The sequence below is a fragment of the Xylanibacter ruminicola Ga6B6 genome (assembly GCF_000687715.1).
Lineage (GTDB): Bacteria > Bacteroidota > Bacteroidia > Bacteroidales > Bacteroidaceae > Prevotella > Prevotella ruminicola_B.
The window spans coordinates 60050-74158 of sequence record NZ_JHXD01000014.1; the positions used below are offsets into that span (position 1 = coordinate 60050).

Consider the following 14109-nt stretch of genomic DNA (forward strand, 5'->3'; position numbering starts at 1 on the left):
TATAAAAACTTGCGACCTTTGCAATCGGGTTGCAAGTTTTTTTTCGTACCTTTGCACTCAAAATAAATAAGTTATGAAACTGTCGGAACTGAAAACAGGCGAAAAAGGTATAATAGTTAAGGTGCTGGGACACGGCGGATTCCGTAAGCGCATCATCGAAATGGGTTTTATTCGTGGTCAGGAAGTTGAGGTATTGCTTAACGCCCCACTGCAGGATCCCGTGAAATATAAGCTGATGGGTTACGAGGTAAGTCTGCGTCATCAGGAGGCCGATAACATCGAGGTGGTTTCGGCTGATACCCCATTCGAGGCTACTACCTTTATCCTGAATACCGAGCATAATCATCACGAGCATCATCACCATGAGGATGATTATATCCGTCACGAGGCCATGAAGGAGCGCCGTACCATCAACGTAGCGCTGGTGGGCAATCCTAACTGCGGTAAGACCTCGCTGTTCAACTATGCATCGGGTGCCCACGGCCATGTGGGTAACTACAGCGGTGTAACGGTTGATGCCACCGAGGCTCATGCATCGATGTTCGGTTACGAGTTTAACCTGACCGACCTGCCTGGTACTTACTCGCTCTCATGCTATTCGCCCGAGGAACTGTACGTTCGTCAGCATCTGACAGAAAAGATGCCCGATGTGGTGATTAACGTCATCGACTCGTCGAACCTGGAGCGTAACCTGTATCTTACCACTCAGCTGGTGGATATGAACATACGTATGGTTTGCGCGCTGAACATGTACGACGAGTTTGAGCGCCGTGGCGACCAGATAAACCTTGATACGTTGAGCATGCTGTTTGGTATGCCAATGATTCCTACATCGTTTAAGAGCGGACAAGGTGTAAAGGATCTGTTCCGTGCCGTAATTCAGGTATATGAGGGCACCAGCAAGTTCTCACGACATCTGCATATCAACTACGGTCATGAGATCGAGGACGGTATCTCGCATATCCAGAAGTACCTAAAGGACGATGAGCATATCACTCAGCACTACTCTACCCGATACCTGTCGCTGAAGCTCCTGGAGCACGACAGTCAGGTACTGGAATACCTGGGCAACCACATGGCTGGCGAGCAGCGCATTCAGGACTTCCGTAACCTGACGACCGAGCGCGATAAGGCTTCGGCCCGTGTAAAGGAAGAAACAGGTAACGACAGCGAAACGGCCATTATGGACGCCAAATACGGCTTTATTAACGGTGCCCTGAAAGAGGCCGCATATAAGACCGGACACAAGAAGGATACCTATAAAACCACGCATAAGATTGATGGATTGCTATCGCATAAGTATCTGGGATTCCCCATCTTCTTCTTCCTGCTTTATATCATGTTCCAAACCACCTTTACACTCGGTCAGTACCCTATGGACTGGATTGAGGAAGGCGTGCAATGGTTAGGCGATAAGATTAGCGAAGGCATGAACGATGGTCCGCTGAAGGCCATGCTGGTAGATGGTGTCATTGGCGGTGTGGGATCGGTGATTGTATTCCTGCCGCAGATTCTGATACTTTACTTCTTCATCTCGCTGATGGAGGATTCGGGTTATATGGCACGTGCAGCCTTTATCATGGATAAGCTGATGCACAAGATGGGACTGCACGGCAAATCGTTTATTCCGCTCATTATGGGCTTTGGCTGTAATGTTCCTGCTGTGATGGCTACACGTACCATCGAGAGCCGTCGCTCGCGTATCATCACCATGATGATTCTGCCGTTTATGAGTTGTTCGGCCCGTCTGCCTATCTATATTATGATAGCTGGTACCTTCTTCTCGTTACAGTACCGCTCTTGGGTATTGCTGTCGCTCTATGCCATCGGTATCGTGGTGTCGGTAGTTGTCAGCAAAATCTTCTCATCGCTCGTAATAAAGGGCGAGGACACGCCATTTGTAATGGAGCTGCCTCCTTATCGCTGGCCAACACCAAAGGCCATCTGGCGCCATACCTGGGAGAAAGGTAAGGAATACCTGAAGAAAATGGGAGGTATTATTCTGGTGGCCAGTATTATTGTATGGGCATTGGGCTACTTCCCACATAGCGAGGACCTGCCACGCGAACAGCAGCAGGAGCAGAGCTATATCGGACGCATGGGTAAAACCATCGAGCCCATCTTCACCCCACAGGGCTTTAACTGGAAACTGGATGTTTCGCTGTTGGCTGGTGTAGGTGCCAAGGAGATTGTGGCTTCTACCATCGGCGTACTGTATAGCGGTGACGACAGCTTTGGCGATGATGACAGCTTTAGTGACGATACCGAAAAGTACACCCGTCTGCGCCAGATGATGCTGAACGAGGGTATTACCCCAATGGCAGCCTATGCCTACCTGATATTTATTCTGCTGTACTTCCCCTGTATAGCTACCATTGCCGCCATCAAGCACGAAACAGGTTCATGGCGCTGGGCCAGCTTTGCTGCCGTTTACACCACTGTGGTGGCTTGGATAGCCAGTATGCTGGTGTTCCAGATTGGTAGTTTGCTGATATAAGCAGAATAAATTTGGTACTTTCGATATTTCTTTGTATCTTTGTCGCCGTTAAAACAATTTTACTAACGATGAAGAAAAGATTACATTGGTTATTGGCAGCACTCTTGCTGGGCACGCCAAGCATCGGCTATGCCCAGAAAGGAAATCTGCAGAAAGGTGACTATGGATTCCTGTATTGTCACATGAACGATCATGGGCGCGCATGGACAGCCTATGCCTTGAGTCGCGATGGTTTTCATTATAACGACCTGCTGAACGGCGACTCTATCTTCAGCGATGCTGAGCATGCCCGTATCGAAGGCGCTACACGCGATGCTTACATCTGTCGTAAGCACGATGGCAAAGGCTACCTGATGGTATGCACCGATATGAACGTAGGTGCTCGCGATCGTCTGGGTAAGGTAGAAACTTGGGATAACTACGGTATTGACCTGCTGCGTAGCGACGACCTGATTCACTGGAAGTCGGTAACATTCGACTATCGTAAGGGAACACAGATATTCTCTGATCCTGACGCTCCCAGTGTGTACAAGAACTGGAGTACCATCAACCGCGTATGGGCACCACAGATAGTATGGGACGAGGATTATGTATGGCCTAACGGCAAGAAGGGTGGTTATATGGTTTACTACTCGATGCGTAACCGTGGCGAGGACCAGTACGACCGCATGTACTACTCGTATGCCGACGAAACTTTTACCACACTCACTCAGCCTAAGCTGCTGTTCGATTGGGGCTATGCCACCATCGATGCTGATATCAACTGGGTTGAGGCCGACCAGAAGTGGCACATGATGATTAAGAAAGAAGGTGGTAAGGCCGGTTTGTTTACCGCTACAGCACCTACGCTTACAGGACCATGGAGTGAGCCTGTAGAGGACGATTATGTGAACTTTGAGGGTAATAAGAGCTGTGAGGGTGTAAGTGCCTTCCAGTTGCCTGGACAGAAGACTTGGGTGATTGCTTACATTGAGTACTCATCACACCCACGTAACTACCGTCTGTGTCTGGCCGATGAGCACATGCGTAATTTCCACTCACCCCGTAATATCGAGGGTGTGAAAGCACCTCAGCACGGATCGTTTATGCGCCTGACTAAGAAGGAGTACAAACGACTGGAGAAACTGCTGAAGTAATCGTTGTTATCCGAATACAAAACGTAACGAGGCGTACAGCTGGATAGCAAAAATATAGATAATAATCAGGGAGGAGCCCTGACGTAAACCATAGGAGAGGATGTCGAGCACATCTTCTCCTTTTTGTTTGTTACCCGAGATGATACCATACACCACCGAGAACAACGTTACGCCAAAGCAAATGATAGGCACCAGACCACGACTGAATGCCGATGGAAAAAGATGTCCGCTGAACGACAGAAGTATGGCGTGGGGCATCAAGGTAAGCATGGAGATAACCAAGGCGTAGAACACCATAAATACGATGGCTACACGCAGTGCCAGACGATTGCGGAACGATGCCTCGCCCTTAGCGGTGAAATGCCGTAGCACCCCACTCTGCTTTAAGCTACCGCCAGCAATGAGTGCTAACAGTAGCCAAGCCAACAGTGGATTGGCAATGATGTTGGAGAACCCGCCAAAGAACCAGCGTATGCCCTCAGATGAGAGCATAGAGCGTACACCTTCGATACGGGCTGCTGATAGCAACCACGACACGATGACCAGTACACACTCGGCCACCAACAACCCCATGCATACACGACTACTCTTCATCGGCTTCGAGATTATCGATATCCAGAATACGAAGTTCCAAAGCACGTACCACCAGACGGGTGGCGTTGATTCCGCTGGCACCCTCGGGGAACAGCTTCTGAATCAACTCGTTCTGACGCTTTTCGAGGCTCTTCACACCAAAAGGCATGCCACGCAGGTTGGTAATCTGCTCCTTGGTAAATCCTAAGGCCAGATGGCGCAGGAATCGCTCGTCGTACTCGTCGATCTCGTAGTTTACAAGAGCCTCCTGCTTAACCAGTTCGCCACTAACGGCACGCTTAAAGCGCTCTACAATCTTTTCGAGGATAGGCTCGTTGAATACCAACTGCTTGCCATCCATTACGGCCGATACATCGCGGCGTGTAAGAAGCTCGCCAGTTTTCAGGATGATACCATCGGCACCGGCATCGAGCACATCTACCCACAGTTTCTCGTTCAGTATCTCGCCTGTAAATATCAGTACCTTTACATCGGGATGAACCTCCTTGGTGTGGCGGCAAATCTCTACACCTACGGTAGTAGAACCACCCAGACCCAAATCGAGCAGCACCAGGTCGGGCTTCTGCTGCTTGATGAGGCGCCAGTAGGCCTGCTCGTTCTCGGCTGTTCCAATTACTTCGGCCTCGGGAATATCACTCTTCACGATGCCAAGGGTGCCCTTGAGCTCCAGGGGCACATCTTCTACTATTATTACTTTGAAATTTTCCATACGCTTGGTAATATTATAATCATATTTGTTGTATTGTCTTGTATTGTGGCATAGATACCGCAGCCACGGCGGTTGGTGGCCTCGCCAAGGTCGCGCACTATCTGGCGGCACAGCAGGTAAGGCAGATGATCCTTTGAGGGCGTAAACAATTCGGCAGCCTGACTCTCGGTAAGCTTGAGCTGAGGCATGGGTACACGCACCTCAATATAACCGCCATCACGAGGCGTATATTCGGGCTGCAGCTTGGCACCGGCCTGTTTGCGCAGGATATCAAAGAGATAGCGTACCAAAGTTTCGTCGCCCAATATATTATGATGCAACGGCTTAAGATGCAAGCGGGTACGCTCGGTTTGGCGTAATGCCTGCTGCGACAGAACACCATATAGCTCTCGGTAATAGGTGGTTACCTCGCCTAACGATTCCATATCGCCCGTATCGAGTAACTGCTGGATGCGCGAGGGATAATACATGGTTTCGTGCTTAAGAGCCGACAAACAGTTGTCGAGTACGGCATTGGATACATGCAGGTTGCTATCGTCAAACTCGGCACGACGCAGTTCATCGTCGAGAAGTTCCAGATCGGTAATTCGCTGCTGCTCGCGTAAAATCCTATCGTATAAACGGTGACGGTAATACAACAGGTAATAAGCTGGCACGATGGATATCATCAACAGTATCAGCAGGATGATAGCTATCGTTTTGTTGGTTTGCGACTGCTGCATGTTACGACAGTAATCGCCCAACGTATTATCGGCCGACATCTCCTTAAACAGCTGTGTGTAGATGCGGTTGTTGTAGCTGTATAGCTGCCACTCGTGCTGTGCCAGGGCTGCCACAGCACTCTCGTTACGAATGTCGAGAATGATATGATAGTTGGTGTTGAGGCTATCGTGGAACCACTTGATCTCGGGGGGCATCAGCGATGGGTTACCCATCTGGCGCATCAGGTATCGGCCGCGTGGCACTTGCTGACGGTAATGCAGATTCAGGTAGTATCGACAGGTATCAGCAAAGCGCAGTGTACGCTCATAGTTGCCATTGATATTACTGAAATAGGCCGAATCAGAATAGATACTGGCCATGCCAAGGGCATCAATCTCGGGTTGCTGGGCCAGCATCTGCATGGGCAGCATAGACAGCAGCACAATAATCAGTCGGGCTATGCCGCGTGGCAGTCTGAAGAACAGGCGTGAGCCCTTGTCTAAGCTACTGGTAGCACCAATCTGACAGACTGAGAATATCTGACTGATCTTACGATACTTCTCGATGATACCCTTACAGTTAAGCAGACCAAAGCCATGCCCTTCTACTATCTTATGATCAAACAGGTGATCTAGCTGCTCCTGAGTCATACCCATACCGGTATCCTCAACTGCAATCTCAACATAATCATAGGTTTGTGTGGCTGATACATTCACCCTACCCTCACGGTCGGTAAACTTACGGGCATTATCGGCCAGGGTGTTCAGCATAAACAGCGTAAGCACGCGGTCGGCCTTTACAACGGCTTCTGTAGGCTCTACGTTAAGTTCTACGCCCTTCATCTGGAACGAGGTTCGTCCCTTAAGCAAAACATCAAACAAGGGCTGTAACGGGAAGCTTTCTATGTGCAGACTAAGTTCGCCCTGGCGTAGCTGTATCCAGTACGTAAGCACATCGTTGTAAGAGTTAATCTGATTGATGAGCTCGCGGATATAAGTTAAACGTTCCTCGCGGTTAGAACTATCAGTTTCCAGTCTGGATACCTCGTGGATGATGCGATCGATAAATGGTGTGGTATTGCATACCAACGACACCTTGGCACGTTGCTCCAGGTTACGACGCTCGTTATTCTCAACTTGCAACAGCTGGGCGGCCAGTTGCTCGTTCTTTTGCTCAAAAATGTTATCAGGCTCGTCAGGGTGCGATTTTTTCTTGTTCAGGTAGTTAAACAGCCACAACGAGAATAACAGCAGGATAATGGCCGCTACAACGAGTATGAGCATCAGATTAAGCTGGTTGAGCTGGCGCTCGTACTGATAAGCACGGGCCTCAAGCTGGCGGTCCTGACGGGTAGTCTCCTGCAAGTCGAGGTACATATTGCGGTTCTCGTCGCTTTGCTGCTTATCATCAATGGCAGCGTAAGCTACACTGAGCTGTTCGCGGATAGATGCCACCAGATCGGGGGCCTGATTAATGATGGAATCCGACAGGGCCTGTTCCAAATTAAATAGTGCCGAACGGTAGTCGCCTATCTGTCGGAAGCACGAAGCCAACGTACGGTAGGCACCTGCTATCTGATACACATCGCCATATCGTTCAAAGATATTTAAGGCGTTCTCAGCCAGGAATCCCGGCAACATCTCTTCTTCTACTCCCAAGGGATTGATGAACTTGAAAGCAGGCAGGTTATCGTCGGTAAGTTGACGGCGATAAACGGGGTCCATCAGATGCTCCGACAGTGCCTCAAGGGCGTTGGCTGCGAAATAAGGATAATCGCCTTTGCGTGCTGTGAGGAAGCAGCGCATCAGTTTGTCGAACTCCTCTTGGTTAATCTCCTGTTGGGTGCCTTGTGTGATAATTCCGCCGGCACCGATGTTATAGAGGTAATTAAGATACTGTGCAGTATCGCGCTGTACTTCTTCGGGATCGATGGCATTAAGCGCATCGATTGATTGTTGCTCGAGTCCTACATAATAATAGTAGGTAGAGTTTACGATGGCATATTCGGTTTCGGCATAGAGCAGCAAACGTTCGTCACGCTCGGTTAGCTGGTTGCGTTCTTCGTTAATACGCTGCATGGTACGATCGGCCATCTCACGGAACTCGTGGAAAGCACGGTTGTTGGAGCGGCGCTGACAAAGGCGCATCTGCTGAACGTAAGCTATTAGGTGCTGCAGCTGGTTATCGGTGATTTCGATAACATCATTCAATTGCTGTTCGGCATCATTGTAACGCATGCGTACAATGTTGACGAAAGCCATATTGTTGAGAGCCTCTGCACGACCAGCTGGATAGTTGGCTGCCAGTTCGTACGAACGGCGTGCAATGGCTTCGGTAGAGTCGAGATTACGATAGTGATAGGCATAGGATTGTGAATTCAGCTTGTCGACCGCTTGCCTATCAGGGCGTGTACAAGCTGAGATCAAAATGGTTGATAATATGAATAGCCAGAATTTCATGTTAGTTAAAAAACGAATCCCCCTCGCTCACGTTTTTAGGAGCGAGAGGGATGGTATAGTATTAAGCACGAGCCTTGGCTATGTAACCGAGTGCTTCTTTGCACTTATCGGTAACATACTGCCAATCACCGGCCTTAACCTTATCGCTTGGGAAGAGCTTTGAACCCATACCAACGCAGTAAACACCTGCCTTGAACCACTTCTGGAGGTTCTCCTCTTCAGGAGCAACACCACCAGTAACCATGATCTTTGACCAAGGCATTGGAGCCTTCAGACCCTTTACCATGTTTGGACCTACTACATCGCCAGGGAATACCTTGGTGAGGTCGCAACCCAGCTCCTGGGCCTTACCAATCTCGCTAACGGTCATACAGCCAGGGCAGTATGGAACCAGACGACGATTACATACAGGCGCAATCTCGGGGTTGAACAGAGGACCTACAACGAAGCAGGCACCCAGCTGCAGATACATAGCAGCTGTAGGAGCATCAACGATTGAACCGATACCCAGAGCCAGCTCAGGGCACTCCTTGTCGGCCCACTTTACCAGTTCGCCAAATACTTCCTGGGCAAAGTCGCCACGATTAGTAAACTCGAAAGCACGAACGCCACCTTCGTAGCAAGCCTTCACAACATTCTTGCAGGTCTCAAGATCCTTATGATAGAAGACGGGTACCATACCGGTATCGCCAATCTTCTTCATCACTGCTATCTTATCAAATTTAGCCATAATATTTATTCCTTATATTCACGTTTGAAAATGTACTTACCACACTCGGCAGATACCAGTTCCCAACCTTCGAAACCCAACTGGTTGAGTTTTTTCTCAACACCGATCACGCAGTTGATTACCTTATATTCAAACTGTTTCATAGTCTTATTTATCTCTGAACTCGACCGTTAGCGTTACCGCCTGCGAGTGATTCTACTTCGTCAACACTTACCAAGTTGAAGTCACCATTGATAGTGTGCTTCAGAGCTGATGCAGCAACAGCGAACTCGAGAGCCTCGCCCTGAGTAGCCTTGGTGAGCAGACCATGAATCAAACCACCAGAGAATGAGTCACCACCACCAACACGGTCGATGATAGGATTAATCTCGTAGCGCTTGCTCTGATAGAACTCCTTACCATTGTAGATAAGAGCCTTCCAACCATTGAAGGTGGCACTGTAGCTCTCGCGGAGTGTAGAAACAACATACTTGAAACCAAACTCCTGCATCATCTGCTTGAAGATGCCCTCGTAACCGGCTGCATCGGTCTGACCACCCTCTACATCAGCATCGGGCTTGAAGCCGAGACAAAGCTCTGCATCCTCTTCGTTACCAATACAAACATCAACATATTTCATCAATGGGCGCATGATTGAAATGGCCTTCTCGCTGGTCCACAGCTTCTTACGGAAGTTCAGGTCAACTGATACTGTTACACCATGACGCTTTGCAGCCTCACAAGCCAGCTTGGTGAGCTCGGCAGCCTTATCGCTGATAGCTGGGGTGATACCACTCCAGTGGAACCAGGCAGCACCCTCCATGATAGCATCGAAATCGAAATCTGAAGGATCAGCCTCAGCGATTGATGAATGAGCACGGTCGTAAATAACCTTAGATGGGCGCATTGAAGCACCAGTCTCTGCATAGTACAAACCTACACGGTCGCCACCACGAGCAACGAACTGGGTGTTTACACCATAACGACGAAGAGCGTTAACTGCAATCTGTCCAATTTCGTGCTTAGGCAACTTAGATACAAAGTAAGCCTCGTGACCATAGTTTGCCACCGAGATTGCTACGTTAGCCTCACCACCACCAGGGATGATGCGGAATGACTCACTCTGAATGAAACGGTCGTTGCCCTGAGGCGAGAGGCGAAGCATAATTTCGCCCAAAGTTACAATTTTTGCCATTGCTTTGTTTGATTTTTTTGATATATTTTCAACTTATTTTGTTCGTTTGTTGGGCAAAGATATGAAGATTTTTTGAGTCACGCAAATTTTTAGCAGGTTTTGTGGCAAAAAACTTACGGAAACGATTTCGGGGCAAATAATTGAGCAAGATGTTTGGAGAATCGGAAATTATTTGTACCTTTGCACAAAAATCTGAGATTATGGCAAAGGAAAATATTACGATTAAGGATATTGCCGCACGTGCAGGAGTATCGACAGGAACTGTCGACCGCGTGCTTCACAATCGTCCTAATGTGTCTAAAGCAGCATTGGAAAAGGTAAACAAAGCCCTGGAGGAAATGGATTATCGCCCCAATATGTACGCCTCGGCTTTGGCATATAATAAGGAATATACGTTTTATTGTGTATTGCCTAAGCACGAACAGGAAGCTTACTGGGATGAGATCGAAGAAGGTGCTATGGCTTGTACCGAATTCCGTCGCGATTTTGGTATCAAACTAAAGTTCATCTACTATGAGCGATTTAATCCACCAGCATTTACCAAAATGGCTCGCGAGTTGTTCACGGCTAAGATTGACGGCGTGATCATCGTGCCTGCCACACTGGAGCAGACTGCCCGTTTTACCGAGAAACTAATCGAAAGAAATATTCCTTATGTGTTGCTCGACTCGTATATGCCTGATTTGAAACCGTTGTCGTTCTTCGGTCAGGATTCGTTTGCCAGTGGCTATTTTGCAGCAAAGATGCTGATGCTGATTGCCAATAAGGAAAAGGAAATCGCCCTGATGAAACAGACACGTGATGGTATCGTGGGTTCTAAGCAGCAGGCTAACCGTGAGACAGGGTTCCGCCATTATATGGTCGACCACTTCCCTCAGATTAAGATTACCGAGGTAGATCTTCCTTTGGACGAGGATCATAAGGATTACGATGGTATTCTCGAGAAGTTCTTCTCTACCCACCCCCACGTACATCATTGTATTACTTTTAATTCAAAGGCTCATATTGTTGGTGAGTTCTTGCAGAAGAGTAATCGTCGTAATGTGCAGATTATGGGATACGATATGGTGGCTAAGAACGAGGAGTGTGTACGTAAAGGCAGCATCTCGTTCCTGATAGCCCAGCATGCTTATCAGCAGGGTTACGCCAGTGTAGATGCGTTGTTTAATGCCATCGTGATGAAGCGTGCTGTGAATCCCGTGAATTACATGCCTATCGAGATCCTGACTAAGGAAAACGTAGATTTCTATCGTAGAACAGCAATATAAACTAAAACAAAACAGTAAAAAAAGAATGGAACAAGCTACATTTTTAAAGATTAACCCTGCCGATTCGGTAGTGGTTTGTTTGCAGCCCAAAAAGAAAGGAGAAATTATTGAAGTAGATGGTAAGCAGATTACTGTGAATCAGGATACACCAGCAGGCCATAAGGTACTGATTAAGGATGTGGCAGCTGGTGCCGACATTATCAAATATGGCTATCCTATTGGCCACGCTATGCAGGATCTAAAGGCTGGCGATTGGGTGAATGAGAATAATCTTAAGACCAATCTGGCGGGTACTCTCGAGTATACATATAATCCTGTAAACGAGCAGCTTAATATTAAAAACGATAACCGTACCTTTAAGGGCTATGTACGTAAGAATGGCGACGTGGGTATCCGTAATGAGATTTGGATTGTACCCACTGTTGGATGCGTAAACGGTATTGCCGAGCGTCTGGTAAAAGAATTAAAGAAAGAAACCAACGATCAGGGTGTGGATGCTATTTATGCCTGGCATCACAACTATGGCTGTTCGCAGCTGTCGGAGGATCATGAGAACACCCGAAAGGTATTGCGTGATATCTGCTTGCATCCCAATGCCGGTGCCGTGTTGGTGCTGAGTTTAGGTTGTGAGAATAATCAGCCCGACGATTTCATGAAGATGTTGGGTGATTACGATAAGGATCGCATCAAATTGCTGGTAACTCAGCGTGTTGACGACGAGATGGAAACTGGTATGGAGATTCTGCGCGAGCTGTATCAGTTGGCCAGCAAGGATGTACGTACCGAAGTACCTGTTAGCAAACTGCGTGTTGGTTTGAAGTGTGGTGGTTCCGACGGATTCTCTGGTATCACTGCAAATCCGTTGGTTGGCGAATTCTCCGACTGGCTGGTAGCTCAGGGCGGAACATCGGTATTGACCGAGGTGCCCGAAATGTTTGGTGCTGAGACAATCCTGATGAACCGTTGTACAACCGAAGAGCTGTTTAACCAGACAGTTTCAATGATTAATAATTTCAAGAACTATTTCTTGTCGCATGGTGAGCCTGTTGGTGAGAACCCAAGTCCTGGAAACAAGGCTGGTGGTATCTCTACCCTCGAGGATAAGGCACTGGGATGCACACAGAAATGTGGTAAAGCCCCTGTAAGCGGTGTGATGGAATATGGCGACAGATTGCAGAACCCAGGTCTGAATCTGCTTTCGGCTCCTGGTAATGATTTGGTAGCTGCTACTGCCCTCGCCTCTTGTGGTTGTCATTTGGTATTGTTTACTACTGGTCGTGGTACGCCTTTCGGCACATTTGTACCAACCATGAAGATTGCCACTAATCCAGATCTGGCATCACGTAAAAAGAACTGGATTGACTTCTCTGCAGGTCAACTGATAGAGGGTCGTACCATGCAGGAACTTGTACCAGAGTTTATCGATAAAGTATTGGCTGTGGCCAGTGGCGAGAAAGCCAAGAATGAAGAGAACGATTATCGTGAAATATCAATCTTTAAAAACGGTGTAACACTGTGAAGAAAGGAATCATCGCATTATCACCTATCGTGGTGTTTATCTTATTCTACTTAGTCACCAGCATTGTTGCTGGTGACTTTTACAAAATTCCCATTACTGTAGCTTTTATGGTTTCGAGCATCTATGCCATTGCCGTATTTACGGGTTGGCCTCTGATGAGCAGAATTAACAGCTATAGTCGAGGAGCCGCCACCGAACAGATGATGCTGATGATTTGGATATTTGTGTTGGCAGGTGCTTTTGCGCATTCTGCTAAGCAGATGGGGAGTATCGATGCTACCGTTAATCTGGCATTAAGTCTGCTTCCACCCCAGATGATATTTGCGGGCATGTTTTTGGCTGCTTGCTTTATCTCGCTTTCTATCGGAACGAGTGTGGGTACTATTGCTGCCCTGACGCCAATTGCCGTAGGATTAGCTCAGGAAACGGGAGCCGATTTGGCTATGATGACCGCCATTATTGTTGGTGGTTCGTTCTTTGGTGATAATCTGTCGTTTATCTCCGATACCACCATTATGGCAACCCAAACACAAGGATGTCGACTGAGCGATAAATTCAGGGTTAACGCATTTATTGTGATGCCTGCTGCTTTGGTTATATTGGTTGTTTACTATTTCCTTGGTCAGGATACTATTGCTCCACAGCAGATTCCGGCTGTTGAATGGGTAAAGGTAATACCATATTTAACGGTGCTTGTAACGGCTGTATGCGGCATGAACGTGATGGCAGTATTAACGATTGGTATCGCGCTGTGTGGTGTTATCGGCATGTACACTGGGTCTTTCGATATCTATGGATGGTATGGTGCCATGGGCGATGGTATCATGTCGATGGGCGAGCTGATTATTGTAACGATGATGGCGGGTGGTATGCTTGAGTTGATTAAACAGCAAGGTGGAATCGACTTTATCATTAATATGCTTACACGACGTGTTAGCAGTAAGCGCGGCGCCGAATTGAGCATAGCTACACTGGTATCGTTGGTGGATGTTTGTACTGCAAATAACACGGTTGCCATCTTAACTGTAGGCGACATTGCCAAACAAATTGGTGATCGCTATGGTGTAGATAATAAGAAGTGTGCCTCAATCTTAGATACGTTCTCATGTACGGTTCAGGGGTTGATACCTTATGGCGCTCAGTTGCTGATAGCAGCTGGTTTGGCATCGGTTAATCCTGTTGCCATCCTACCCTATCTTTACTACCCATTTGCACTGGGTATTGTAGCCATTCTATCTATCTTACTGCGTTATCCCAAAAGATACTCATGAATATTATTCAGCGAAACTTTTTTAGACTACTTCGATGTGGTGCTTTCCAG

At 47.8% G+C, this 14109-nt stretch carries 11 protein-coding genes; 5 read left to right on the forward strand and 6 right to left on the reverse strand.

From position 1 onward, the window contains the following. The first annotated feature begins 73 nt into the window (after positions 1-73). Both feoB and T500_RS0109505 read left to right on the forward strand, forming a co-directional pair. Entirely contained in the window at positions 74-2497 is a 2424-nt protein-coding gene (gene feoB / locus T500_RS0109500) for a ferrous iron transport protein B (RefSeq protein ID WP_028907917.1), read from the forward strand. A 68-nt stretch (positions 2498-2565) separates the two neighbouring features. Continuing rightward, positions 2566-3633, forward strand: coding sequence for a glycoside hydrolase family 43 protein (locus T500_RS0109505; RefSeq protein WP_028907918.1), 1068 nt, complete (start codon positions 2566-2568; stop codon positions 3631-3633). Positions 3634-3639: 6 nt separating this feature from the next. On the opposite strand, the gene T500_RS0109510 is transcribed toward T500_RS0109505, so the two are convergent. The 6 genes from T500_RS0109510 to T500_RS0109535 all read right to left on the reverse strand — a co-directional run bounded on the left by T500_RS0109510 (position 3640) and on the right by T500_RS0109535 (position 10001). Beyond that, positions 3640-4227 (reverse strand): AbgT family transporter, encoded by a 588-nt coding sequence (locus T500_RS0109510; RefSeq protein WP_028907919.1) that lies wholly within the window; start codon positions 4225-4227, stop codon positions 3640-3642. Further along, a complete protein-coding gene (locus T500_RS0109515) occupies positions 4217-4936 on the reverse strand; it encodes a DUF5932 domain-containing protein (RefSeq protein ID WP_013064325.1) in 720 nt (239 codons plus the stop codon). Before T500_RS0109515 ends, T500_RS0109510 begins: the two co-directional genes overlap by 11 nt. Next, positions 4918-8064: a DUF5112 domain-containing protein gene (locus T500_RS0109520; RefSeq protein ID WP_316930783.1), complete on the reverse strand. Its 3147-nt coding sequence runs from the start codon at positions 8062-8064 to the stop codon at positions 4918-4920. The genes T500_RS0109515 and T500_RS0109520 overlap by 19 nt, the downstream gene beginning before the upstream one ends. Positions 8065-8158: 94 nt before the next feature. Beyond that, complete coding sequence (locus tag T500_RS0109525; RefSeq protein WP_028907921.1) at positions 8159-8827, reverse strand: bifunctional 4-hydroxy-2-oxoglutarate aldolase/2-dehydro-3-deoxy-phosphogluconate aldolase; 669 nt, start codon at positions 8825-8827, stop codon at positions 8159-8161. 5 nt (positions 8828-8832) lie between these two features. After that, on the reverse strand, positions 8833-8970 hold the full coding sequence (locus T500_RS16950) for a DUF4177 domain-containing protein (protein ID WP_155267501.1): 138 nt from the start codon (positions 8968-8970) through the stop codon (positions 8833-8835). Positions 8971-8978: 8 nt separating this feature from the next. Continuing rightward, the gene (locus tag T500_RS0109535) at positions 8979-10001 is read right to left on the reverse strand and encodes a sugar kinase (protein WP_013065722.1); all 1023 of its coding nucleotides are present in this window, start codon (positions 9999-10001) and stop codon (positions 8979-8981) included. A gap of 200 nt (positions 10002-10201) precedes the next feature. On the opposite strand from T500_RS0109535, the gene T500_RS0109540 reads away from it, so the two are divergent. From T500_RS0109540 to T500_RS0109550, 3 genes are read left to right on the forward strand one after another with little or no spacing between them, the layout of a single operon-like run. Beyond that, complete coding sequence (locus T500_RS0109540; protein WP_028907922.1) at positions 10202-11269, forward strand: LacI family DNA-binding transcriptional regulator; 1068 nt, start codon at positions 10202-10204, stop codon at positions 11267-11269. 25 nt (positions 11270-11294) lie between these two features. After that, positions 11295-12788, forward strand: coding sequence for a UxaA family hydrolase (locus T500_RS0109545; protein WP_028907923.1), 1494 nt, complete (start codon positions 11295-11297; stop codon positions 12786-12788). Next, positions 12785-14059 (forward strand): Na+/H+ antiporter NhaC family protein, encoded by a 1275-nt coding sequence (locus tag T500_RS0109550; RefSeq protein ID WP_028907924.1) that lies wholly within the window; start codon positions 12785-12787, stop codon positions 14057-14059. Before T500_RS0109545 ends, T500_RS0109550 begins: the two co-directional genes overlap by 4 nt. Positions 14060-14109 lie beyond the last annotated feature (50 nt).

Excerpts from the sequence above, each read along its gene's own strand:
- feoB (WP_028907917.1), top strand. The coding sequence starts at position 74 with ATGAAACTGTCGGAACTGAAAACAGGCGAAAAAGGTATAATAGTTAAG.
- T500_RS0109505 (WP_028907918.1), top strand. The coding sequence starts at position 2,566 with ATGAAGAAAAGATTACATTGGTTATTGGCAGCACTCTTGCTGGGCACG.
- T500_RS0109510 (WP_028907919.1), bottom strand. The coding sequence starts at position 4,227 with ATGAAGAGTAGTCGTGTATGCATGGGGTTGTTGGTGGCCGAGTGTGTA.
- T500_RS0109515 (WP_013064325.1), bottom strand. The coding sequence starts at position 4,936 with ATGGAAAATTTCAAAGTAATAATAGTAGAAGATGTGCCCCTGGAGCTC.
- T500_RS0109525 (WP_028907921.1), bottom strand. The coding sequence starts at position 8,827 with ATGGCTAAATTTGATAAGATAGCAGTGATGAAGAAGATTGGCGATACC.
- T500_RS16950 (WP_155267501.1), bottom strand. The coding sequence starts at position 8,970 with ATGAAACAGTTTGAATATAAGGTAATCAACTGCGTGATCGGTGTTGAG.
- T500_RS0109535 (WP_013065722.1), bottom strand. The coding sequence starts at position 10,001 with ATGGCAAAAATTGTAACTTTGGGCGAAATTATGCTTCGCCTCTCGCCT.
- T500_RS0109540 (WP_028907922.1), top strand. The coding sequence starts at position 10,202 with ATGGCAAAGGAAAATATTACGATTAAGGATATTGCCGCACGTGCAGGA.
- T500_RS0109545 (WP_028907923.1), top strand. The coding sequence starts at position 11,295 with ATGGAACAAGCTACATTTTTAAAGATTAACCCTGCCGATTCGGTAGTG.